The 24951-nt window shown below is 45.2% G+C and carries 22 protein-coding genes; 11 read left to right on the forward strand and 11 right to left on the reverse strand.

Translation table 11 applies throughout. The features are described from left to right. Positions 1-159 precede the first annotated feature (159 nt). The 3 genes from ACTJJS_RS02515 to ACTJJS_RS02525 all read right to left on the reverse strand — a co-directional run bounded on the left by ACTJJS_RS02515 (position 160) and on the right by ACTJJS_RS02525 (position 3212). A complete protein-coding gene (locus ACTJJS_RS02515; RefSeq protein WP_168869439.1) occupies positions 160-585 on the reverse strand; it encodes a hypothetical protein in 426 nt (141 codons plus the stop codon). Positions 586-715: 130 nt separating this feature from the next. Beyond that, positions 716-1357: a response regulator gene (locus tag ACTJJS_RS02520; RefSeq protein ID WP_168869438.1), complete on the reverse strand. Its 642-nt coding sequence runs from the start codon at positions 1355-1357 to the stop codon at positions 716-718. Continuing rightward, entirely contained in the window at positions 1347-3212 is a 1866-nt protein-coding gene (locus ACTJJS_RS02525) for a tetratricopeptide repeat-containing sensor histidine kinase (RefSeq protein ID WP_440662277.1), read from the reverse strand. The genes ACTJJS_RS02520 and ACTJJS_RS02525 overlap by 11 nt, the downstream gene beginning before the upstream one ends. Before the next feature lie 203 nt (positions 3213-3415). On the opposite strand from ACTJJS_RS02525, the gene ACTJJS_RS02530 reads away from it, so the two are divergent. The 7 genes from ACTJJS_RS02530 (at position 3416) to ACTJJS_RS02560 (ending at position 13740) form a co-directional block, all read left to right on the forward strand. After that, entirely contained in the window at positions 3416-3988 is a 573-nt protein-coding gene (locus ACTJJS_RS02530; protein ID WP_211092529.1) for an RNA polymerase sigma factor, read from the forward strand. 121 nt (positions 3989-4109) lie between these two features. Further along, positions 4110-5231 (forward strand): FecR family protein, encoded by a 1122-nt coding sequence (locus ACTJJS_RS02535; RefSeq protein WP_440662278.1) that lies wholly within the window; start codon positions 4110-4112, stop codon positions 5229-5231. Between the two features lie 183 nt (positions 5232-5414). Next, the gene (locus ACTJJS_RS02540) at positions 5415-8843 is read left to right on the forward strand and encodes a SusC/RagA family TonB-linked outer membrane protein (protein ID WP_440662279.1); all 3429 of its coding nucleotides are present in this window, start codon (positions 5415-5417) and stop codon (positions 8841-8843) included. 12 nt (positions 8844-8855) lie between these two features. Next, on the forward strand, positions 8856-10328 hold the full coding sequence (locus ACTJJS_RS02545) for a RagB/SusD family nutrient uptake outer membrane protein (RefSeq protein WP_440662280.1): 1473 nt from the start codon (positions 8856-8858) through the stop codon (positions 10326-10328). Between the two features lie 9 nt (positions 10329-10337). Beyond that, the gene (locus tag ACTJJS_RS02550) at positions 10338-11174 is read left to right on the forward strand and encodes a DUF4843 domain-containing protein (RefSeq protein WP_440662281.1); all 837 of its coding nucleotides are present in this window, start codon (positions 10338-10340) and stop codon (positions 11172-11174) included. A 10-nt stretch (positions 11175-11184) separates the two neighbouring features. Then, the gene (locus ACTJJS_RS02555; protein WP_440662282.1) at positions 11185-12594 is read left to right on the forward strand and encodes a PKD-like family lipoprotein; all 1410 of its coding nucleotides are present in this window, start codon (positions 11185-11187) and stop codon (positions 12592-12594) included. 12 nt (positions 12595-12606) lie between these two features. Continuing rightward, on the forward strand, positions 12607-13740 hold the full coding sequence (locus ACTJJS_RS02560; protein WP_440662283.1) for a redoxin domain-containing protein: 1134 nt from the start codon (positions 12607-12609) through the stop codon (positions 13738-13740). Here ACTJJS_RS02560 and ACTJJS_RS02565 read toward each other — a convergent pair. Then, complete coding sequence (locus ACTJJS_RS02565) at positions 13726-14088, reverse strand: nuclear transport factor 2 family protein (protein ID WP_168869429.1); 363 nt, start codon at positions 14086-14088, stop codon at positions 13726-13728. The genes ACTJJS_RS02560 and ACTJJS_RS02565 overlap by 15 nt on opposite strands. Before the next feature lie 16 nt (positions 14089-14104). Here ACTJJS_RS02565 and ACTJJS_RS02570 point away from each other — a divergent pair, with 16 nt between their 5' ends. Beyond that, positions 14105-14296, forward strand: a complete 192-nt coding sequence (locus ACTJJS_RS02570) for a hypothetical protein (protein WP_440662284.1) — start codon at positions 14105-14107, stop codon at positions 14294-14296. A gap of 66 nt (positions 14297-14362) precedes the next feature. Here the strand turns inward: ACTJJS_RS02570 and ACTJJS_RS02575 are convergent, their stop codons facing one another. Both ACTJJS_RS02575 and ACTJJS_RS02580 read right to left on the reverse strand, forming a co-directional pair. Beyond that, positions 14363-15085, reverse strand: coding sequence for a LytR/AlgR family response regulator transcription factor (locus tag ACTJJS_RS02575; RefSeq protein WP_440662285.1), 723 nt, complete (start codon positions 15083-15085; stop codon positions 14363-14365). A 44-nt stretch (positions 15086-15129) separates the two neighbouring features. Beyond that, positions 15130-15894 carry a sensor histidine kinase gene (locus ACTJJS_RS02580; RefSeq protein ID WP_440662286.1) on the reverse strand — a complete coding sequence of 255 codons (765 nt, stop codon included), beginning with the start codon at positions 15892-15894 and terminating at the stop codon, positions 15130-15132. Positions 15895-16390: 496 nt separating this feature from the next. Between ACTJJS_RS02580 and ACTJJS_RS02585 the strand changes: the two genes are divergently transcribed. After that, positions 16391-18763 carry a TonB-dependent receptor gene (locus tag ACTJJS_RS02585; protein WP_440662287.1) on the forward strand — a complete coding sequence of 791 codons (2373 nt, stop codon included), beginning with the start codon at positions 16391-16393 and terminating at the stop codon, positions 18761-18763. Positions 18764-18778: 15 nt separating this feature from the next. Beyond that, entirely contained in the window at positions 18779-19600 is an 822-nt protein-coding gene (locus ACTJJS_RS02590; protein ID WP_440662288.1) for a DUF4249 domain-containing protein, read from the forward strand. A gap of 38 nt (positions 19601-19638) precedes the next feature. Here the strand turns inward: ACTJJS_RS02590 and ACTJJS_RS02595 are convergent, their stop codons facing one another. Next, positions 19639-20667 (reverse strand): sialidase family protein, encoded by a 1029-nt coding sequence (locus ACTJJS_RS02595; protein WP_440662289.1) that lies wholly within the window; start codon positions 20665-20667, stop codon positions 19639-19641. Between the two features lie 230 nt (positions 20668-20897). On the opposite strand from ACTJJS_RS02595, the gene ACTJJS_RS02600 reads away from it, so the two are divergent. After that, positions 20898-21326: an EthD family reductase gene (locus ACTJJS_RS02600; protein WP_168869422.1), complete on the forward strand. Its 429-nt coding sequence runs from the start codon at positions 20898-20900 to the stop codon at positions 21324-21326. A gap of 91 nt (positions 21327-21417) precedes the next feature. Here the strand turns inward: ACTJJS_RS02600 and ACTJJS_RS02605 are convergent, their stop codons facing one another. From ACTJJS_RS02605 to ACTJJS_RS02620, 4 genes are all read right to left on the reverse strand, one after another. After that, positions 21418-22053 (reverse strand): DUF3667 domain-containing protein, encoded by a 636-nt coding sequence (locus ACTJJS_RS02605; RefSeq protein WP_440662970.1) that lies wholly within the window; start codon positions 22051-22053, stop codon positions 21418-21420. A gap of 87 nt (positions 22054-22140) precedes the next feature. Further along, the gene (locus ACTJJS_RS02610) at positions 22141-22383 is read right to left on the reverse strand and encodes a hypothetical protein (RefSeq protein ID WP_440662290.1); all 243 of its coding nucleotides are present in this window, start codon (positions 22381-22383) and stop codon (positions 22141-22143) included. 176 nt (positions 22384-22559) lie between these two features. Then, a complete protein-coding gene (locus ACTJJS_RS02615) occupies positions 22560-24017 on the reverse strand; it encodes a nitrilase-related carbon-nitrogen hydrolase (protein ID WP_440662291.1) in 1458 nt (485 codons plus the stop codon). 60 nt (positions 24018-24077) lie between these two features. Next, positions 24078-24902, reverse strand: coding sequence for a DUF6597 domain-containing transcriptional factor (locus tag ACTJJS_RS02620; RefSeq protein ID WP_440662292.1), 825 nt, complete (start codon positions 24900-24902; stop codon positions 24078-24080). Positions 24903-24951 lie beyond the last annotated feature (49 nt).

A 24951-nucleotide genomic window follows, 5' to 3' on the forward strand; every position in this document is an offset into this window, starting at 1 on the left:
GCGAAACTGACCAACCGGTCGGGGGTTGGCAACGCCGCCCACCTGTATAGTGTGGGCTGGTTGCGTTTGGGTGTGGTTTTCCAATACCGCCATCAATATGATAGCAGCCAGTATTATTTTTTTTCATACAGTTGAAAGTTGAGTAGCGGGAGAATGTTATCAGGCAATCGTAAAGAGGAAGGACGCGATGATCATCCATGCGCCAACGATGATGCCCAGTATGCCCAGTTTACCTTGTTTGGGTGCTACCTTGGTCCGGATATGTGCTGCTTTTTCCCGGGCCTTTTCATTATTGGACAGGAAAAATTTGTTGATAAGCGGGAATCCGAGCAGGAAGCCAAGGCTTGCTTCCACCAGGCTGCCGGCTGCCAGGGTGAGCCACCAGATGGGGGCGGAGGTCAGCCAGCCTATATTCAGGATAGCGCTTACAAGGCCCCATATACCCCAGAAACAGAAAATAATCCCGATCCATCCCTGGTAGGGTTCCACTTTTTCCAATAACTCCTTCGCATTGGGTTTTTTAGATAAAAGCAGCGAGGGAACGGCGATGATGCTCAGCAGGATTAATGTTATTCCGTAGATCATAATGTTGCATTTTTTATTCAGGAGATTGTTTGACCGGATTGTTCCGTTTTGTTATGCAACAAAGGTAGCCAGGTACGATGGGGGCGGCAACATCGTATTCAGTGAAAATCAATACCCTGTTTTCAGGGGGTTAGCTGAGCAGGCCCAGTTTGACGGCGTACCTTGTAAGGCCGGCCAGGTTCCGCACTTTCAGTTTCAGGATGAGGGTTTTGCGGTAGCTTTCAATAGTGTGTTTGCTGAGGAAGAGTTTGTCCGCGATCTCCTGGGTGGTATATTCTTCGGCGATCAGTTTCAGTACGTCCTTTTCGCGGGAAGTGAGCATTTCAAGGGTTTCTTTTTCTTTGTTGAAAACGCTTTTGAGATACTCCTGTTTCACGGCTTCCGAGAAGTATTTCCCGCCTTTGAGGATCGTTTTGATCGCATTCAGCAGTTCGTCTGAGTCGGCATTTTTCGACAAAAAACCATCGACGTTATTTTGAATAAGCGTATCAATCATATTACTATCGGTATGCATGCTTACCACCAGCGTGCTGACCTCCGGCCTTTTTTCCTTGATATGGTTATTCAGGGTGATACCGTCCATGTCAGGCATACTGATATCGGTAATCACCAGGTCGACCTGCTCACCGGGGTGCTGGTCGAGATAGTTCACGACCAGCTGGCCGTTATGGGCATAGTAGAGCACGTGGAAGTCCTTTTCTTGCGCTATCAGCCTGATAAGGCCTTCCAGGAACAATTTATGGTCGTCTGCCAGGATAATATTATGCTTCATAACATGCTGGATTTAGCGGTATTTCAATGTCAATTACGGTGCCTTTCGAAGGGAAGGAGTCAATGGTAAACACGCCGTCGAATAATTTCAACCGGTCCCGGATATTCTGAAACCCGATACCATATTTCACTGTTTCCGGGGAAAATCCCCGGCCATCATCTTCAAACAGCAACTTCAGCATACCGTCCAGTTGGGTCAGTTGTACTTCTACTTTCGTAGCCTGACTGTGTTTCTGGGCGTTGGTGATCAGCTCCTGGATGATTTTATAGATCTCCACCTTCAGAGAGGTGCCAAGCCGGTCAATTTCATCGCCGGGAAAGGCGTGAAAGGTGATAGTGGCGTTGCCGGGTACATTGAATTGTGTGATATAGCCGGAAATAAGTTCGGCAAAACCGGTGTTGGCGAATTTCTGAGGAACAAGATCATGGGAAAGGTCACGTACCTGGCGATAGGTGTCGTCCACCTGCCGGATGAGTGTTTCCAGTTTATTCACACTGGTTTGATGGGAGAGCTGAAGTTTAATGGCAGCGAGGTTGCCGCCGATACTGTCATGCAGTTCGCCTGCAATCCGTTTCCGCTCTTTTTCCTGTCCGATAACGGAGGCTTTCAGTAATTCCAGCTCCTTATCTTTCAGCAATGCCGCGATTTTTTGCCGGTTCATTTCCTCCATCGTTGAATTTAGTTTGCTCTGCGTCTGTAGTTTCTGGTAATATAGATACAGCAGGCCGATGACAGGCAGGAGGATGACAAGGAACCCGATGAGCAAACTGTATTTTATCGTTTTCTGGTGGTTTAATTCGTTTTCCTTGTTTAATATTTCCTTTTCTTTCCGGGCGGTCTGGTATTTTATCTCGAGTTCGTTGATTTCTTTTTTATTCTGTTTGTCCAATACCTCCCGGGAAATGCCCAGGTACTGGGTCATCAGTGCATAGGCGTTTTTATAATCGCCTGTTACCGCGTACAGGTTACGCAGGCTGTTCAGTACTTTTAGCTGGGCTTTCAGGTCGTTCCATTGAAGGGCGTTGGAGTACACGAGGGATAGCAAGGTTTTTGCGTTGTCATATTCCTTCCGGGAGATCAGCAGGTCTCCCATCCTTTGTCCTGCACTGATGTACAGGTCAAAAAACTGGTGCTGCTGCGCATTGTTCTTTACATTGTTGTAGATCGTATAGGCTTCCTCTTCCTGGTGGTTGAATTCCGCTATAATGCCGAGCGTCAGTTGTGCCTGAAGTTCTTTTTTTTCCTGGTGCTGTTGTTGGAAATAGTGCAATGCTTTCTCGGTATAGAGCTTCGCATCGGGGAAATTTTTCTGCCCGAGAAAAATAATGCCCAGCCGCTCATAGACCAGATGCTTCAGCTGTTCGTCCGGGCCCGTGTTCAGCAGCTCCCTGTATGCTGTGATGGCTTTGTCATATTCATTACGGGCGGAATATATGTTGGCGATGCCCAGTTTGTTATCATTAATGGCGCCTCTGTTATTGAGCGACTCCGCAATCCTGACGCCCTGAAGATAGAAACGTAAGGCTTCGTCATACAGGCCGTTCTCACTGTAAGCATTAGCCAGTGTGAGATAAAGGGAAACCTGGGAGGACTGTTTGTCAGCCGCAGGGAGATCGCTTTGGTCAAGACTGCTGATAAGCTGTTGTGCATAAAAGATCACGGAGTCTGTAGTGCCATGGGCGGCGTGGAAAGCCAGCAACGGCTGTACGGCTTGTATTTTTGTTTTGATATCGGTGGCAAGGAACACCTTCCGCAAGAGAGAGTCGGGCGTTTTTACCGGTACATCTCCATAACCTGTGAAAGCGGCGCCACTTTGGGCCAGACAGGCACAGGAAGCTGTCAGCAGACCTGCCAAAAATAAGGCTGATGCTTTGCTTAGCCCGGTTCGGATTAATATGTTGACTATAGCAATCAGGGAAAATGCTTTTATTTAGAGCGGCAAGGTAATAATTAAATGTATCATTTTGATTATACGGCAGTTGTTTACTGTTTCTACCACTAAACAAAGAATCCTTTTATAAACCGAAACAATTTTTAGTTTTATGGTCAATTATGGGAATGGATAAACTGCTTCATGCAAATGACCAGGACCTTTTAGCGGAAATTGGCAGAAGGAATGGTTTTGCTTTCGATGTGCTTTATAACCGATATTGGAAGGATGTTTTCAATATCGCTTACAAGCGGATACGGAATACAGACCTGGCGCAGGATATAGCCCAGGATGTCTTTGTGCAGTTGTGGACCAGGGAGAAAACCACCCTCATTGATAATCTTCCCGGATATTTACGCATTGCCACCCGCAACAGGGTTTTCAGGCAAATTGAAAAGGAAAGCCGCTATAACTTCCTGCCGGCAGACAGTGAAGACCAGCTTCAGGGTTATGCTCTTGCCGACGATCATGTCTTGTACAAGGAGTTCCATGCTGCATTTGAAGCACTGACTAATTCCCTTCCCCCGCAACAGCAACAGATTTTCCGCCTGCGCTTCCAGGATGGATACAATACGCAGCAAATTGCCGGGCAACTTGGAATTTCTGAGAAAACAGTCAGAAACCAGATGGGACGTGCCCTCTCGAAACTGAGAAGTTCCCTGGTCCTACTCCACATTGTCTGCATACTGACAATGAAATAAGCAGATTTACACATGGTGATAAAAAATATTTATTTCAGCGTGGGCGGAATTTAACTTTTTGACTCATGCTATATAGAAACTGGTAACAATGGATAATAACGAGGCCGGGCTTTTTAAAATAATGCTAAATCGATATAGGAGTGGCATTGCGACCAGGGAGGAAATTTCTTTCCTGGAGGCCTGGTTTGACTTGGCCGATAGTGCGGACGATTTCATCACGGCAGAAAATGAGGCGGGGTTTGACAGTCTGAAGGCTGCCATGAAAGACGGGATAGACATGAAAATTGCGAATGCAGATAACTTACAGCCGGCGCTGTATCGTCGTATACCCGTACGCCGTTGGGTCGCCGCCGCAATTATCGTTCTGATTGGTGCCGGTACCTTGTTCCTCGCCAGGAAATCATTTCATCAACCGGCGCAACAGCACCTCGCCTCCCGCAATAAGCGCGTCCCTACGCTTCGCCTCGCCAACGGTACGGTTATAACACTGGACAGTACTGCCGCCGGCAAGATTGCCAGCCAAAATGGTGTCATCATCTCGAAGGAAAAAGACGGGACTTTAGTTTATACTTCAGCGCCAGCTGAAAAAAACAATGCTGACCAGGAAAACGTATTATCTACCCCTGCGGGCATGAAATTTAAAATTATATTACCTGATGGTTCAAGAGTGTGGCTTAACGCCGTCAGCACTCTGAAATACCCGGCCGCCTTTGGTAATGCAGGCAGGGTTGTGGAGCTGGAGGGGGAGGCTTACTTTGACGTTGCCCAAGACCCGGACCGGCCATTTATCGTAAAATCAGGCGCCCGATCTGTGCACGTGATCGGTACCATCTTTAACATCAACGCATATCCGGAAGAGGGCGTGTCGAAAACAACGCTCATACAGGGATCTGTTAAAGTTGTCTATAATAGCGGATCAGTTGTGGTCCATCCCGGCCAGCAGGCCATCTGCGATCCTAATAGTAACAACTACCTCCACACTGTCAACGCCGATACAGAAAAGGAAACTGCCTGGATCAATAATATGTTTTCTTTTAAAAACGACAGCCTGCAGTCCGTATTGCGCGACGTGGCCCGGTGGTACAATGTAGTGATCAAATATAGCGGCCATATCCCTGATGAGAGATTTTCCGGGGAAATTTCCCGGAACAGCCAACTGAAAGATGTTCTGAAAATACTTGAAATCAACGGCGTCACATTTGAGATAAAAGAAAATGTCATTACCGTAATCAATAAGAATTAAGGTGATTGATCAGTAACCATCACTTGTCAACTGAAATATCAAAGATTGTATGAATGAAATTGTGTCATCAAAAAAACCAACATTTCTATATTAACCAGGACTTACGATAGTGTCTGTTCCCATTAGAGTACAAGCTGCGGGCCAACACATATCTGTTCATTTTATCGACTAAATCCGACCATCATGAAATTCAAGTTTCATTGCCCTCCCTTGTCAGTCATGACAGGGGCAGGGAAATGCATGTCCTCACATTCCGGCAAATGGCTCATGCTTCCCCTGATTGTTTTGCTTTTTATCCCGGTACGCGCAGCCAGCCAACACGTAACTGTCAGCCGGCAAAACGCTTCGCTGGAAACTATTTTTAATGACATCAAAAAACAAACCGGCTTCACATTTTTCTACAAGGAAAATATTAATCCCGCATCCATGAAAACGGACATTGACCTAAAGGATGCAGGCATCGAAGAGGCACTGAAATCCTGCCTTAAAAAATTTAATCTTAGCTTCACAATTGTTAACAAAACAATTGTGATCACCGCCGGCAGCAGTCCCAATAACAGTACCCCAGCTATCGTAACGGGCATAAAGGACAGTTTATTCACCGGAAAAATTGTAGACAGTCTGACCAGGGAGGTCATGATCGCGGTGTCAGTATACGTTAAAAATACCGGTGAAAGAACGCTGACAAACGACAGGGGCCAGTTCACCGTCAAGGCCGCATCCGGGGATATACTCCAGCTAACCAGTGTAGGCTACCGAACAAAGGAAATTCCTGTAAATGCAGTTCGCAACCAATCCATCCTGATGTCTCCAAAGTCAAGTTCACTCAATGATGTGGTGGTAACAGGCTACCAGGTGATTAAGAAAGATAATTATACCGGTAACGCCGTTGTGGTGAAAGGCGAGGACCTGAAGAGACTTAATCCGCAGAATATGCTGAAAGGCCTGGCTTCCTTTGATCCTTCCTTCAGGATAGCCGATAATAACCTCCTGGGCTCAGACCCTAACGCGATGCCCAAAATCAATATCAGAGGCACTACCGCCATGCCAAACGGTGAGATACTGGACAGGAATAACCTTTCCAGTTCATACAATTTGCCGGTGTTTATCATGGACGGATTTGAAGTTCCCCTGCAGAAAGTGGTAGATATGGATATTAACCGCATTGCCAGTGTGACGATCCTCAAAGATGCCGCCGCCACCGCGGTGTATGGCTCCCGGGCAGCCAATGGTGTGATCGTAATCACTACCAAGGCCCCGCAGCCGGGTCGCCTCCGTCTTTCGTACAATGCTGAAATGAAGGCCACAGTACCGGACCTCAGCGACTATAGTGTGCTCAATGCAACAGACAAACTGGAGTATGAAAGACGTGCCGGCCTTTATTCAACTCAAAATAACACCGCCTCCACACAGGACGAACTCGACCAGCAATACTATTCCAAACTTAAAAATGTGGTGAGCGGAGTCAATACATACTGGCTCTCGCAGCCATTGCGAAATGCATATTCACAGAAGCATACCGTATATGTTGAAGGAGGGGACTCCAGCTTCCGTTACGGCGTGGACCTCCGTTATCAAACTGACCCGGGCGTGATGAAAAATTCGGGCCGTGACCGTTACAGTGGTGGTATGAGTTTTACGTACAACCCTAACCGTAATCTGATACTGAAAAATGATCTCACCTTTACACAAGTAAATGCGCGTAATTCCAATTATGGCAGTTTTGCAACCTATGTGGCCATGAACCCATATTATCCAATTTATGGAGACGACGGCAAACTGATTCGTGAAATTGCCAACTGGCGCGTGGATACACATCTGCCGGGCCAGGACCAGTACAAAAACGTACCGGTATTGAACCCACTCTATGAAGCCAGTCTCGGCAACTTCGATAAATCCGGATATACAGAACTGATAGATGCGTTCTCTGCTGATTGGCGCATCACGCCAGCATTACGTGTAATAGGCCTGGTAAGCCTGAACAGCACTAAATCCACTGCCGATAAATTTGTTTCTCCGTTTAGCAACGTTTTCTACCTGGACCCTCCCAACGCAGTGATGAATAGAGGGTCTTATGATTTCAGCGCCACGCGCTCCCTGAATCTGGACGGAAACATCCGGATGGTATACAATACGTTGATTGGCGAGCATTCGCTGAATGCTGTACTGGGTGCCAATATCACGTCTTCCACTACGGATTTTAAAGGTTTCCAGGCCCGTGGATTTTCAAATGACAAATTCAGCAGCATTGCATTTGCACGTACCTATACACCCAATGACGCCCCTAAAGGCAATGTGGATGAAAGACGCCTGATTGGTTCATTCTTTAGTGGCAGCTACTCTTATAAAAACAGGTACCTGTTCGATGCAGCTGTTCGATTGGATGGCTCATCGGCATTTGGTGCCAATAAAAGAGTGGCGCCATTCTGGTCAGGAGGTATTGGATGGAATGTTCATAACGAAGATTGGTTCAGGAACAGCCTCGCCATACTTTCAAGATTAAAACTTACCGGTACAACTGGCGTGACAGGTTCAGTTGACTTCCCTCCGTTCCTGGCGAAAACGACATATAATTATCAGACTGCCAACTGGTACTCTACCGGCATTGGCGCTATAGTAAACGGTTATGGTAATGATAACCTCCAATGGCAGAAAACCACCAACTATGAAGTACGTGCAGAGATTGGTTTCCTGCAGGACAGGATCATTATTACACCTGTTTATTACTACAAGCTTACTAAAGGACTGCTGACTGATATCAACATTGCCCCGTCTACGGGTTTCTCTACCTATAAGGAAAACCTGGGAGATATGGCCAATAAAGGATATGAGCTCTATCTGACCATCAACGCACTGCATAAAAACAATCTGAACATCAATATCACCGGCAACCTCGCCCATAACACCAATTCAATTGTCAAAATTTCAAACGCGCTGAAAGCCTATAACGAAAGTGTGAACAACTACCAGCTGGACCCATCCAAAGGGGTGCAGGGAAAGCCGCTGTTACGCTTTGCGGAAGGGCAATCGTATAATACTATATACGGTGTGAAATCACACGGTATCGACCCTCAGAACGGACGGGAGATCTATGAAAAACCAGACGGCAGTCTCACCTACGATTATGACGTGACGTACACACGGCCCATTGGCGATTATACACCTAAGGCAGAAGGTTTCTTTGGCAGCAATATCACCTGGAAGCACTGGATGATGAGTTTCAGTTTTCATTACAAATTCGGCGGAGATATGTACAATCAGACACTTGTAGACAGGATTGAAAATGCCGACCCCCGCTTTAATGTTGACAGCAGGGCCCTTGCGATGCGTTGGCAGCATCCCGGCGATGTGGCGCTGTATAAGAACATTACGGACCTGAGCCTGACTTATGCCTCCAGCAGGTTCGTACAGAAAGAAAATCTGTTGGAACTGCAGTCGCTGTACCTCTCTTATGACCTGGCACAGGACCTCGCAAAGAGTATCGGTTTGCAGTCCCTGCGTGGCGCTGTTACGATGAACGACATCCTCCGCATGTCCAGTATCAAACAGGAACGTGGTATAGATTATCCTTTTGCAAGAAGTCTTACCTGTTCTATCCTCGCTACCTTCTAAAATGTAAGCATCATGAAAAAATTAATAATAATACTGGGTCTGTGTGTATCGATGATTTCCTGTAAAAAGTTTCTTGATATAAAACCTGAAACACAGATAGACAGGGACGAACTTTTTAACTCGGAACAGGGATTCAAAGAGGCCCTGAATGGGATTTACACACTCTGCGCCAGCCAGTCGCTTTATGGCGGGCAGCTTTCCTATAATATGCTGGATGTACTGGGCCAGAACTATACATTCAGTGATGTTACCAACCAGGAAATTGCCAACTTCATATATACCGGGGGCAGCATTAAAAGCATGGTAAATGATGTATGGGGCAACGCCTACAAAGCAGTTGCCAATTGTAATTACCTTTTGCAGGCCATTGACAGGGACACTACCATTTTCAGCAAAGGTAATTACCGCCTGATTAAAGGTGAGGCGCTCGCATTGCGTGCCTATATCCATTTTGATATGCTACGGATGTTTGCGCCGTCATACGTCAACGGGGCAACACAAAAAGGCATTCCTTATGTTACCCGTGTGGGGATCAATTCTACCGCCTTCTCGACCGTAAACGCGGTAATAGACAGTGTATTGAAAGACCTGTCTGCCGCAAAAATATTATTGCAAAACGACCCAATAAGAAACGCTGCCTATACCGTGGGATATCCAGGAGACAATGCAAACACGGAATTGGATAATCCCGACCTGTTCATGCAAAACAGGCGTCACCGGCTTAACTACTACGCTGTCTGCGGGGAACTGGCACGTGTTTACCTCTATCGCAACGACTATACGAATGCGCTTTCAAATGCAATGGAAGTAATACAGGCAGAGAAATTCCCGTTTACCAGGCAGGAAGATTTTTTCCAGACAGACATTCAGAAAAGAGACCGTATTTTCTATAAGGAAATTATTGGCTGCTGGTATACAGAAACAACAGCTGTTATTGAATCGCTGCAGGGGAGATTTACCAAACAAAATCCTGCCTATAGTGCTACCACTGACCAGGTAAATGATATTTATGAAATTGGTACTTCCGGTGCGGAAGACTGGCGGTTGAAGCAATGGTTTCTGAATACCGCTGCTGCTACCGGTGGACCTGACCGCTCGGTATTACAGAAATACTATCGCAACGCATCTCCTCTCACCAACATACATCCCCTGGTAGCTCCGGCTATCCGGTTATCTGAGCTGTACTACATCGCAGCCGAATCTACCTTCGACCAGGACCCGCAACTGGCGCTCAGCTATTATAACAAAGTACGGGTCGCACGCGGAATCGGACAACAGGTTAACAGTGTTCCCAATAAAGCAGCATTTATTGACCTGCTAATAAAGGAAGCCCGCAAGGAGTTTTATGGTGAAAGCCAGATATTCTTTATGTACAAGCGTCTGCACCACGCAGTGTACATCAATGCCACCAATAGTAAACAACCATCAAACAGCATTTTCGTACTCCCGTTGCCGGACGATGAAAACGCTTACAGAAATAATTAACAGTATACCATGAGAAAATGTTCCATCATCATAATGCTTGCCTTCCTGCTATTCAGCTGTAAACGGGACAGCATTGAACCGTATGATCTGGTAAAAGACAATATCTACCTGAATTATCCTAATACAGATAGCCTTGTTTATTCTTTTGCATTTCATCCTGAACTGGAAAAAGATACGATTTGGGTACCTGTTATTGTATCTGGTAAGACTGCCCGGCAGGACCGGTATTTCGCACTGACAGCCGTGGACAGCAATACTACCGCTGTATCGGGCCGGCATTATGAGCAGTTGAAATCATCATATATAATGCCAGCGGATTCGGGTACGGTCAAGGTCCCTGTTATACTGCTGAATACGGATCCCGCACTGGCTGAAACATCCGTGTACCTTACTTTTCAGGTTTCAGGTGGTAAGGATTTTGCCACCGACCTGCCGGTGAAAATACGCACCAGGCGCATCCTGTATTCCAACAGGCTGGAACAGCCGGCATGGTGGGCGTCATGGGCCGGAAACCTCGGGAAGTACTCCCGGGTGAAACATCAGCTGTTCCTTATTAGCAGCGGCACTACCGATCTGGTGATTGTCAATTCCTATCCTGACTGGTACATGGAAGTCCCGCGAACGCTCTATTATATCGCCAATACCAGATATCTCCTGCAATATCCATTTCAGTGGGTCAGTGAACACCCTGAGTCGGGTTATATGCTGGAGAAAAGAAATGATAGCACGGGAGATTACGATTTTTTCAACAAAAATGCTCCTGCCAGGCGTTTCCTCCTGAAGTATTATGCATCAGCCAATAAGTATGTTTTTATCGATGAAAATGGAGAGCAGGTGCTCTTCTAAAAGTACAACTATGAGTAAAGGAATAATTATTATTTTTTTATCTGCCTGCGTCATTATGGCTTGTAAAAAAGACCTGGGGAACTATAAATATAACGTACCCTCTGAGCCGGTACTTCACGGTATTGCAGACAGCACCGTAGATGCAACCGTAGGTGATTCACTGGTTATTAGCCCGCTGGTGACGCTTGCAGATGGCAATCCCTCCAGGGACCTTACATTCGATTGGGACATCTTCGTTGCAGAGGAAGCCAGATCTGATCACTATACAGGTTATCCTTTAAGAATAGTGTATAATCTGAAACCGATGGTCCGCGATGCCAAGATCACCGTAACGGATAAACGTAACGGGATTAAATATTTCTACAAATTTAAGATCAGCGGCGGTACCCGGTTTGCCAAAGGAGCAACGGTATTAAGTATAGATAAAGGAGTTACCTGTCTGTCATTTATACGGCCCGACAGTACGGTGAATCCCGACTTGTACCATGCATTGCACAACGATGATCTCCCGGTCAACCCGGTACAGCTGTTTGCAAAACCACTCGCATACCAGGAAAACAGTGTAGAGGACTATTGGGTGATCTGTAAAGACCCTTCAAAACAAAGCGTTATAATCGATGGCAGTACCATGTTACGTAAACGTTATTTTGGAGAACAATTCTTTAACCCCCCTGCGGCTATGGAAACACAGGTATTTAATGGCGCACAAGGCATACCAACGGGAATTGTCAATGGTAAACTGTACCTCAGTATCACTACTACGGCGCCTTTCGCGCCGGATTTTGGTAAATTTTCCAGCATGCAGACAGGAAACTATTACCTGGCCCCTTTCTACAGCCGGTATAATTTCTTTTTTGCATTCGACACCATACGTCATGGTTTTGTGACTTTTGACGGTGGCGGCAATTTTATGGGAAGTGATTACCAGGTGATAGGAAGCGCATTTAATCCTGCTGATCTGGGCCCCGGCGTGCTGCTTTACATGCAGGCTATCCCCAGTGTATCCTATGCATATTACAGGGCGGCCGACGGAAACGTATACGAATATACATTTACCGTGCAGATGGCCAACTATGATCTGCGGACAATTCTGCCTACACGGAAACGCGTATTTAGGGGTGCTGCATTACTGACAGCCGACAGCCGCTGGCAACGCTCCGCAGTGGATATATTTTATTTCACCTCCAATGATAAAATCTACCGCTATAATCCTGTTAACGAAGATTTGCGCCCGCTGGATGCCAATTTCAATGGCAAAAAGGTAACCATGCTGAAACTGAGTACTGACGGCAATACGCTCACTGCTGGAGTAGAAGGCAGCGTCGTGGTACTGGATGTAAGTGTTGGTAAGAATGGGAGCATTACCGGTCACGTAGATGGAATCCCCGGCGCTCCGATAGATATTGTATCAAAAAATTAAATATAAAGCGTGATGAAAAACATTTTAATACTGGCAGCTATCAGTCTGCCGTTAGCCAGCCAGGCGCAGAAAGGTACATTTCGTATTGAAGGGAATATCGGCAAACTGAATACTCCTGCTGTGGCCTATATCGATTATATGAGCGATGGCGTAGGAAAGGAAGACAGTGCCGCCGTTACAAATGGTAAATTCACCTTCAGCGGTGTCAGTTCCGGTTATTCCTACGCACGCATGGCGCTGAGTCATGATGGAGGAGGAAAACAGAAAGCCGTTTATACCGGCGACGTGATTTACTTCTATTTTGGGGCGGAAAAAATCAAAATCATCGCTGCAGATTCACTGGCGAATGCCACCTTCACCGGTTCTAAAGTATATGATGAATTCCAGGCGTATAACGCAGCCATTGGGGGTACTATTATGGACCTGAACAAGTGGGCCAACGGGCAGGTAAGTTCGGCAACTCCTGCACAGCGGCAGGATACTGCGTTCCTTGGCCGGATCAATGCCACCTATAGGAAGCGCATGGCTGACCGGGCGAATGCGCAAATCGAATACGCAAAAAAACATCCCGACTCCTACTTCGGCATGGTGGCCTTATCAGAAGGAACCGGCACCCCCGTGGATGTGAACAGGATAGAGCCGATCTTTAATAACATGAGTGAAAGGCTGCGTATGAGCGACCCTGGCAGGGAGCTGCAACAACGCATCCTTGCGGCCAAAACTATCTATGTAGGCGCTTCAGCTCCCAGGTTTACCCAGACCGACATAAACGGTAAACCGTTACGCCTGGATGATCTGAAAAACAAATATGTACTGGTGGAGTTTTGGGCCAGTTGGTGCAGTCCCTGCCGGGCGGAGAACCCGAACCTCACCAAACAATATGCGAAATATAAAAACCTGGGATTTGAAGTAATTGCAGTCTCATTGGACGATCATAAGGACAAATGGCTGGAGGCCATCGCTAAAGATCAGCTCCCATGGCTCCATGTATCCGATCTGAAAGGATGGAATAATGAGGTGGGACGCCAATATGGTATCCGCGCGGTACCGGCAAACTTCCTGTTGGATGAAAATAAGCATATTATTGCCATGAATCTTCGTGGGGAGCAGCTGAATAAAAAACTGGCGGAATTATTTGGCAACTGAGATGACCTCAATGACAAAAGCCTTTAATTCGGCCATTTTGCCATCACGGAACCGCCATACATCACAGTAGGCATAATGGACCAGGGTCCCTTTTTCATTCTTCATGCTGATTTTACCAATAGCCGTAACAAAATCGTCTTCGGCAATCAGGTTTTCGACCATGAATTTTGGCGGCTCCGCATAGGCTGTTGTCATATATTGCCGGACAGCTTCTTTCCCCTGTAATGTCCTGTCACCTACAAATGTCCATGTCGTATCGTCAGTGCAGAAAGACAGAAAACCTTCATTGTCCCCTGCAGCGACGGCTGCATTTGCCTTTTCCAGTATGGCTTTATGGTCGTGGTTCATATAGTATCCTGTTTTGATGATTGATGAAACCTATCAAAAGGCGCTCCATAAATTATCATATTATACAGCGATGTTATGGTGCCTGTTGTGGAAAATCAAGGACGGGAAAATTGTGGAGGTGGTGAATTTTGCCGCAGATCAGCATGAGGCTGACCGCTTCTTTTACAAGGCATATCAGCTGAAGCCTGTCCAGGAAAGAATGACCTGATTTACATTTCTATCATAAAAACAGCAAAGCCGCTTGAGTCGCAGGATTTAGGCGGCTTTGTGTTAACTACCTGCCCACTATCTTTTTCGTTACAAATTCATTAAAAAAGAAATCCCTGTAAATGCCTCCGATGGGGATTTCATTGGCTCCGATGTACACCGTGTTATTATCCACAGAATCAATATGCTTTACATTGATGACATAAGACTTGCTGACTCTCACAAAAATATCTTTGGGTAACTGATCATAGATGGTTTTGATATTCATCGCCGTAATTACTTTCTGGTTTTCGCTGTGCATCACCACATAATCTTTTAAGCCCTGGATAAAAAGTATATTATTGAAATAGACTTTAAAAATCCTCCGGTTTGCTTTCACAAAGAAAAAATCGTCTGCTATCTGTTCTATATTGTTATGGCCGTAATCTGCTTTGAATAATTTGGAGTAGGTGTGTGCTTTTTCAACAGCCTTTTGAAAACGCTCTAATTTTACGGGTTTTATCAGGTAGTCAATGGCGTCTACTTCGTAGCTGTCGGTAGCAAATTCAGCGTAGGCGGTGGTGAAAATCACAAATGTTTCTTTCGGAATAGTTCTGGCAAACTCAATTCCGTTGATTCCCGGCATTTGTATATCGAGGAAAATTAATTCGACTGAATTGTTTTCTATAAAGTCTTTGGCGGTTTCGGGACTGTTGAACGAACCGGTTAGATCTAAATTATCCGTTTGGTGGACCAGCATCGCTATGGCTTCTCTCGCCAGTGGTTCGTCATCTATAATGATACAGTTCATAATGTTATGCGCTTTACTATATAATGAATAGTCATTTATTGCTGCTAGGCGGTCCGTAGCTTGATGATTAATGTCACGCAATACCTTTCCGGGTCATCTTCTATAAGTAAGCTATGTGTTGCCGGGAACAAAAGTTCCAGTCTCCGTTTGATATTCGTTAGTCCCAATCCACCGGTGTTATAGACAGATTTGAGTGCGGGCTTGGAATTGATGCATTTAAAGAAAAGCTCGTCGTTCCGGACATCAAAATACAGATTTACATAAGATGGTTTTGTTACGTCATTGTTGTGCTTTACGGCATTTTCCACAAACGAAATAAACAACAATGGCGGAATTTGCACGCCGCTCAAACTTCCCTCTTTTGAAATCAGGAAATCAAAACTGTCCCGTCGTACTTTCTCCAGGTTTAAAAAATCTTCCAGGAAACGGATGTCCGACGTCAACAGTACCTTTTCCCTTGCGCTGTCATAAAGCTGGTAGCGAAGCAGGTCACTCAGTTTCATTAAAACCTGCGAGGCTTTCTCCGGGTCTTTCTTCGTCAAAACATTGGCGTTGTTTAGCATATTAAACAAAAAATGCGGATTGATTTGGTTTTTTAATTGTTCCAGTTCTGCAACGGTTTTTGACTGTTCCAGCTCGTAGATCAATTGTTTGTCCATCATTCCCTTCTGAAACAGTTTTATGGAAGAAGAGGCTGCTAACAGCAGCGCGGTTAGGAAGGAAAAAAGAGGGATGTTCAGTCCGTTTGCTTTGTTGAAAGGATTGAAAAAATAGCCACAAACAGCCATGACAACGAGGATGCCGATCACAGACAAACAGTATTTAATACTTCTATTCCTGAACAAAAGCCTTGGCACCAATACATACATATTCACATAAAATAATATAATAAAGTATGCAAATACGGCTATCGGGCTGGCAATGACGGACGTGCTGTTGTATAGCACAATTGCTATAAAAGCAATAAACAGCAGATGCCGGAATATTCTGAGGTCAGGTGAGATCAGGAAACGAAACAGCACGTTTTCGCTAATAAGCTGCTGATGGCTAAAATCATTCATTTATCAAGTTGTCTGGAATAAACTTAATGTTTAAAGCACTGGCCTGATCTGCTTTTATACGAAAATGCATGCTTTTTATACGAAAGCAGAAAGTGTTGCAAAAACGCCTAAGGCAGGAAATATATTTTGTAGTGCCCTTAGGCTCCTTGCTATAAAAGATATCACACTTAATATAATTATAAAAAGACAGTTATCCAAAGAAATAGTTTTGTGTCCAATTACAACTGTTAAATGTTTTTAAAGGATGAGATATAAGATCATTTCTGTACTGCTGCTTATAATCCTTTCATTTGAGGCCTATTCGCAGGAGAAAGTCACCTTGAGCGGAATTGTCACCATGCAATCGAACACCGAAACAATAATCGGTGCCAGCATTTTTATTCCGGGAGCAAAGGCCTCATCCGTCACCAATGCGTATGGCTTTTATTCCATCACCCTGCCCAAAGGGGAATATACAATCATTGTCAGCTGTATAGGATTTGAGACGATAGAAGAACATATCTCCCTTACAGCGAATATCAGAAAAAATTTTTCACTGGCGGAGAAAAGCAAGACCCTGGATGAAGTAGTGGTGAAAGGCAGTAGCTCCGCAAATAACATCCGGAAACCGGAAATGAGTGTGAATAAGCTCTCTATCGCCACCATCAAAAAGATGCCTGCGGTTATGGGAGAAGTGGATGTTTTAAAAGCTATCCTGCAGTTGCCGGGCGTGTCTACTGCACAGGAAGGGGCAACAGGCTTTAACGTCAGGGGCGGGTCGGTGGACGGTAATCTGGTATTGTTGGATGAAGCCGTTGTTTACAATACGTCACACCTGTTCGGCTTTCTGTCCGTTTTTAATGCCGATGTGATTAAAGATTTGAAATTATATAAAGGGGGCATACCTGCTAACTTCGGTGGACGTACGTCTGCTGTTTTGGATATTTATCAGAAAGAAGGCAATAACGAAGAATATCACCTGTCGGGCGGTATTGGCGTGGTTTCGAGCAGATTGTTGGCGGAAGGCCCTATTGTTAAAGAGAAGAGTTCGTTCGTGGTGGCCGGTCGCGCTTCCTATGCCCATTTGTTCCTGAAACTGGCAGACAAACCTAATTCTATTTCCTTTTATGACTTAAATGCCAAGCTGAATTTTAAGCTCAATGATAATAACAGGCTTTTCCTTTCAGGATACTTCGGTAAGGATAATATGGATTTCAGCAATTTTTTCAGCAACGATTATGGAAATTCATTCTTTAATCTTCGCTGGAACCATATATTTTCCGATAAATTCTTTTCCAATGCATCAGTTATTTACAGTAAGTACGATTATGGCCTGAAGATAAAATATGTTGGCATTGACTGGGCATCGGACATCCGTAACTATAATTTTAAGTATGATTTCAACCATCACCTGTCTGATAAGCTGGTCCTGAATTATGGCATCAATTCCATTTATTACCAGTTCAATCCCGGTTCTATCAAACCTTTGGATGCTACGTCGCCTATCAACCCCGACCAGATTGAAAAAAAATATGCCTGGGAAAATGCCTTGTATCTCAGTGCCGAACAGCAGCTCACGGATAAAATATCATTGACATATGGGCTGCGCTACAGCAATTTCCTGCGGTTAGGGGAGCAGCATATAAATAATTACGCCAATGACCAGGCGGTGGTATTCAATCCACATATGCAGATTTATGAAGAAGGAACGCCTACAGGTACAATGTACTACAGTAAAAACCAGAAAATCGTTGATTTTGGAAATTTAGAACCTCGTCTGGCGGTTTCCTATGCTATCAATGACAACCAGTCCATTAAAGCGAGTTACAACCGGATGAGCCAGTATATCCATTTAATTTCCAACACAGCTTCCGTCTCCCCGCTGGATATCTGGGCGCCAAGTGATCAATTCCTGAAACCCGAAATCCTGGACCAGGTGGCATTGGGCTATTTCAGCAATTTCCGCAATGGAAAATATTCCCTGGAAACGGAGGCTTTTTTCAAGAAAATCAAAAACAAAGCAGATTACATCGATGGCGCGGAATTAATTGCCCGCAAAGCCATAGAGCAGGTGCTGCTAAACGGAGAAGGCAGGGCTTATGGACTGGAGATGATGCTGAAGAAAAATACCGGCAAACTGACAGGCTGGCTTTCCTACACCCTTTCTAAAGCGGAGCAACGTACTCCGGGAAGAAATGCCCAGGAGCCCGGCATTAACAACGGAAAATGGTATCGCGCCAATTACGATAAAACGCATAACCTCTCCCTGACAGCCGCTTACCAACTGACGAAAAAATGGAGCTTCGGCGGGATGTTTACCTATCAGACGGGGAAAGCGGCCACCTATCCCATCGGCAAATACCAGTATCAGGGAATTACGATTGCCAACTACGGAGAACGAAATGCCAATTCGCTGCCGGCTTATCATCATTTGGATTTATCGGCCACCTATACACCAAAGCCTGACAGTAAAAAAAGATGGAAAGGGGAGTGGGTGTTCAGTATTTACAATGTTTACGGCAGAAACAATGCCGCTGCTCTTATGTTCGAGCAAAACAGGGAAACAGGGTTGAGTGAGGCAAAGAAGATATCGATTTTCGGTATCGTGCCCGGTGTGACCTATAATTTCAAATTTTAATGTTAATAGTATCAAATGAAAAATAATCTTCAATACCTGGTAGTTGTATGTGTATTTTTCCTGCTGTCCTGCACAAAGGTGATTGACGTGGATTTGGAGACAGCAGCGCCGAAACTGGTCATTGACGCGTCAATTGATTGGATAAAAGGAACAACAGGGCATGAGCAGAAAATCAGGCTCTCCACCACCACCGGATATTACAGTACAACATTTCCAACGGTGTCCGGAGCGGATATCGTTATTACAAATTCGGAAAATGCTGTTTTTAGTTTTATAGAAAATCCCGGTACAGGAGAATATATCTGCTCCGATTTCCACCCGGTTATCGGGGAGACTTATGCATTAAAAGTAGTTTTAAATGGCGAGGTCTACACCGCCACCGAGACCTGTATTGGTGTGCCGGACATTGAAAATAATATCGAACAAAACGATAAAGGCGGATTCGGTGGTGACGAAGTGGAAATAAAATATACATACCAGGATAATGGCAATGAAGCGAATTATTATCTGCACCGTATTCTGTCACCTGTATCAGTGTATCCGGACTATAAAGCGAAAGATGACGAAAACAGCCAGGGCAAAATGATGCAGGAATATTTCTCTGACAAGGACCTGAAGGCCGGAGATAAGATAAATATCCGGCTGTATGGCATCTCCAGAAGATATTATGATTACTTCAGAAAATTGTTGGCGGCGTCCGGGGCCGGTAGCGGACCGTTTCAGGCAACGCCAGGGTCGGTGAGAGGAAATATCCTCAACCAGACCCATTTCGAAAATTTTGCTTACGGATATTTCAGGTTATCGGAAGTGGACGTGAAGGATTATACGGTACAATAATAAACGGCTCATAGACATTTCCTGCGCTGTTTCCTGGCTTATTGCTCCTGCAGTACCACATGCTTGATATTTTTCCGGTCGTAGGTATAGGTAATATGCACCAGTCCCTCGCGGGTTTGTATAATGGCTGGATAGCTGAATTCCTCAGTGGTCCCATCTTCCAGCACCATAATATCTTTCCATTGCACGCCGTCGCGGGAAGCCGCCACGCGCAGGCGGGAGCGGCCATTAAACCAATCCTTGCCCGGCAGGTCAGGATTATAGACAATCAGTTGCAAGCCACTTTTTAATGTCACGGCATCCGTGCCTGAGTTGGGATTAGGCAGGGATGTTTCGCTTAAAGATGACCAGGTGGCACCATTATCTGCTGACCATGATTGCACAACCTTTCCTTGTTTACTCCTGCACAGCAGTTGTAACTTCCCTTTATCGTAGCGCAGTATGCTCGGCTGTATCACATCCAGTGCAGAACCGGTATCTATGGGGATGATCTTCCAGTGGCGAAAATGAACATCTGTCTGTTCTATCTGGATTCTCCAGTGGCCTCCTTCCTCTTCCACACTGGACGGACATAGCACCTTACTTCCCAATACCAAAGCCTTGTTTTTCACGGGCCCGATTACGTTGTCAGGCAGGCGGGTAGCGGCCGACCAGCTACGGCCGTTGTCCGATGAAGTTTTCATCATTCCCCACCATTCCCGCGGATTGGGCCCTATCTTGTAAAATAGCACCAGCTTGTTCTTCAACGGCAGCAAAACCGGATTCCAGCACGGATAACGGACCGTATCGTGTAAAATGCCGGTAGCTACCACGCCTGGAGAAACACTGCCATGTGCCGGGATTAACCCTTCCCAGATCACCACGTCCTTCGCGCCTTCGTGCGTTCCTCCGAAGCAGGCGATATGCAGGCCCCCGCCGGCATCTTCCGCAAGCGTAGAAGCGTGACAGTTATTAAAAGGAGGGTCCTTAAAGAGTAACTCCTGCTTCACTATACGCCAGTGCGACTGCCCCCTTGCCGGAAAAACTCCTGCAAGCAGATATAATAAAACGAATGTGCATATTTTCATATCCGCCAAAGATTAAACAAAAATTCCAAAATTGCCACTCAGTAGCTTATAACCAGACTAATTATTTATATTTATAGGGATTGACATCAGTTTTTTCAACATGACCTATGACCTGTTAAAGAAAAACCTGAATGAAATATTTTGTTATAGCGTTTTTGATGTTTCTCTGTGAACTACATCAACGAAAGTAATTGACAAATTAAATACTGGACAACTTAAAATTACCGATCATGAAGTTTAAACTTATTCTATCATTTTTGCTTTTGACCACTTGTTTTGCTGCATTTAGCCAGGCAAAGCCATCTGAGAAATCTAAAACCCACAACATGACTGCTAATGAAAAAGGCCTGATTAAGGTGTCCATTCTGTACCCTTATGCTGAAGGTAAAACGTTTAATATGGAGTATTATGAAACTAAGCACATGCCCATGGTAGCTGGTTTTTTAGGGGCAAATCTGGTTAAATACACTATTGAAAAGGGGCTTTCCGCCGGTGCTCCTGACCAGCCGCTACCTTTTATGGCCATTGGTACTTTTTATGTAAAAAGTTTAAGTGAGTATCGGGCGGCTATTGCTCCAAATATAGATGCGATCCGTGCGGATTTTGCTAACTATACCAATGCCATTCCTGAGATTTTTGTGAGTGAAGTGGTGAAATAAGGCAGGCTTTTATCAAAACTCACCAGGGGTAGTGCGAAAAAAGATAGTTCGTCTTTACGAAACAATGCCAACTGAAAGCCCTCGGGGGCTTTCAGTCATTGAACCTATCTATTGTCCACGCCAATAATTCTACTGCTAACCAGAACGATCCCATGCCTAATATATAACCCACCAGTGACAAAACATATCCCTTTATCTTCTTCCCACCCAATATCTGGCCAATAGCCCACATGCTGTATAACAGCGATACCACTTCCGATGCCAGCTTCATATTTTTTCCGCTGATTCCCTGCACCATTGCGAACAACGTATATATCAACATCCCCGTGCCAATCACGAAACATAACATGATTAATACCTCATAATAATTGTACGCGCTTTTGCGCATAAACAATTTCAGCCAGGCGCCGATAAAAAGGCCCATGATGATATTGGCATAGCCGTAATGCCCTTCTATCCATGTGGTGAGGGCTGCAAAGGTTTCGTGCCGTATTGACTCGTCTACGTAATGGTCATGCTCGATATGAAAGAAATGGGTAACTAGCGTATACAGCAGCGAACATATGACAAGGAAAAGGACTGGTTTCACCAGCCGGCTCCTGTCTTCTGTAAGGAACCTCCTGATATTTATTCCGGGGCGGATCAACAGCTCCCTGATCGTATACAATATTCCCTTCTCAAAATGCAGCACGTGCTGCACCTCATGAATGATATAATGGCTATCCACTCGCTTCAATGCTACCGGATAGCCGCAGTGTCCACAATACTTATCAGCAACAGCCGCATTACATGATTTGCAATTCATCGTAGAAAATTATTTAGCGGAAGCTGCTGCACGGGATTGCAGCTCTTTTTTAATAGCTTTCAGCTGTTGAAATAAAGGGAAAAAGACCAGCGACAATGAAAACATCGGGGCGATATACACCACCTTCTTTTCTTTAATCATCAAAACACATGCGATCGTTATGATGCACAGTACCAGGAATCCTGCTAGTATTCCCTGAATCCTGCTTTTTCTTTTCAGCAGATCTTTAGTGTCAGTACTTGATAGGTTCATATTTTGATTTTCACCAAAAATCCTGACTTTTTTCCTTTAAAACCCTACACTTGAGTGTAAATCTATGGCGATCTTAATGCTTATAATGAAAAATAACTCCCGGCCATGCGGTGCTGACAATCCACACAATTGATGAAGTGATTCAGATGGTATGAGGGGGCACGTTCGCTTTACCACTATCTATCTGATCTGACAATTGAATAACCCAACAATAGAAGGCTTACCAGGGCTGCAATGGCGTTTAGTAAACTGAACCAATCCCCCCATTTGTTGTACAATGTGGCATGATGCTGGACATTAACATTGCCTGACAACAAGGCGGGCGTGCCATTGTCGCTATTGGCCTCATACAAAACCCTGCCGCAGTAGTCATTGATAGTCAGTCTGCCGTGCCTGGCATTTCTCGCCATGCCATAACCGCCTTCCACGCATCTCATTATTGCCATCCGGCTGTGCAGCCAGCCATCCCGCTCAAAGTCCCAGGCCGGCACATATAAAACATTACAGTTTGAGCTGCCATACCTGCTGATATCTTGCTGAAAATCCATGTCTTTACAAATAGCCACCCCTTCTGTGCCACCGTTCCTGAGAAACAAACCGGGTTCCTTTCCTGGTTTCAGGCTGTCCAGGAGTTCTCCTGCAAACAGATGTACTTTTTGATAATCTGCCAGCAAAGTTCCATCCTCCCCGATCACCCAGGCCCTGTTTTCGTAATAGTCTCCTTTTTGCAGTGTCACACAGGCTACGATGCCTATTTGATGTGCTATGGCCGTATCTTTAAACTGCCGGATAAAACCCGCCCGGCGATTGTCTTTTACGGTAAACATTTTTTCAGGAAACACCACCATCTTTGCACCCTGCTTTACTAATTCCCCTACGCGGCGCAGGTAGAGGTTGGCCAGGTACATATCTCTGTCTTCTCCTTTTGTATCCTGCTGGTGATAGGCCTGTTTATCAATGGTAACCATACCTATCCGCAATGATTGAGTAGCAGGAGACATGTGATTCAAACGCACCACTCCCCACACGATTACCGCTGAAAGAATACTCAAGGTTACCAGGGAAAGTGTCCGGACAGACTGGTTTCGCTGATACCGATAGATAATGAGCGCGACCGCTGTCGGGAAAAAAGTAACCAGGAAGGTGATCCCTTGTATGCCTGTCAAAGCAGCTACCTGTACTACTGGTAAAAAATCGCATTGCGTATAGGCAATACTGCCCGCCGTTCCATCCCTGCTGGTAAGGAAGGAGATATATTCCATCGTGGTAACCAAAACAGGGAGCACAAATACAGCGGACCAATGCCGATAGGTGAGCGTTAGCTTTCTTGCAGCAATCACCTGTAAGGCAAAAATCAGGGGAAATAGCAGGGTAAACATAACCGCCAGGGGTAACGGCATAACACTTTGTAAATAAGGCAGCCAGCTAAGCCTACCTATTAAGTAACCCGTAAAAGCGATTAAAAATGCCCATTTGCTGTTAACTCGTAAAGAAAAATACAGTATAGGAACCGGCGCCACCCATAATAACCACCAAATGTGTGCAGACAGGCTAAAGGATAAATACCAGCAAATTCCCGCAAAAAGCACTCCTGCGGCTAACAGTGCTTTCGAAACCGGTTTTAAGTCCGACATGATATGAATTTAGTATTATTGTCAAAGCTATGCGGTTTTTTCGGTGTGGAATTGTATATTTTAGACAGGTTGGTGCTTTATGAGAAAATCCGCTACTCTGTTATTCTCCTTTTTAAACTGACTGGGGGTAGTGCCGGTAAACAACCGGAACTCACGAATAAAATGCGCCTGGTCAAAGTAATTGCATACATGACAGACATCCGTTAAGATTTGGGTAGTTCGCATATACCTGACCGCCTTATTGAAACGCAATACTCTATGGTAATGCTTAGGGGTATAGCCGACATTCTTCAGGAAAACCCGCTCCAGTTTTTTATAGTACCAACCTGTTTGCCGGCAGATAGTGTCAATGGATATATCATCCGGGGTGTTTCGCAGTATGTCTATGGAATGGTTAACCACCTGCAGGTCCGTTGGTGTATTTTTTAGTTCGGTTTTCAGTAAAGTATCCAGTAGTTGTATCCGCTTATCATCAGTCGAATAGTCTGACAACTGGGTTTCCAGTCCTTTTACTGCTTTTCCCAATAGCAACTCCGCCGGTAACAGGGTATTTAATAAATCAGCCATTGGCACATTGGTAAATGCTGTCATGCCTCCTGGCTTAAAACGAACGCCTAGTATGCTGGTTTCTCCCTTACCTTTTACATAAAAAATCTGGTTGCGCTGTCCCATAATTACCGGCCCATGCTGACGGATACCCTGCGGATTGTCAGCAGTGATCAACCAATCTGCCGGCAAACCAAAATTAAAGATTAACTCCACACGGCCTCCGGGTATTAAGCGGTCAGGTACATCCATGGTCCTGGCCGGTGCATGTAGCACCCAGTAGCATTCTATAAAGTCCGCCAGTTGCATGGATGGATAATATTGCCGGTAATGGTTCATGTATGGATTAAAATCAGATGTTATGGTTTATAAATCCTGATCCCTCAGC

Source organism: Chitinophaga sp. 22308 (assembly GCF_052045305.1).
Lineage (GTDB): Bacteria > Bacteroidota > Bacteroidia > Chitinophagales > Chitinophagaceae > Chitinophaga > Chitinophaga varians_A.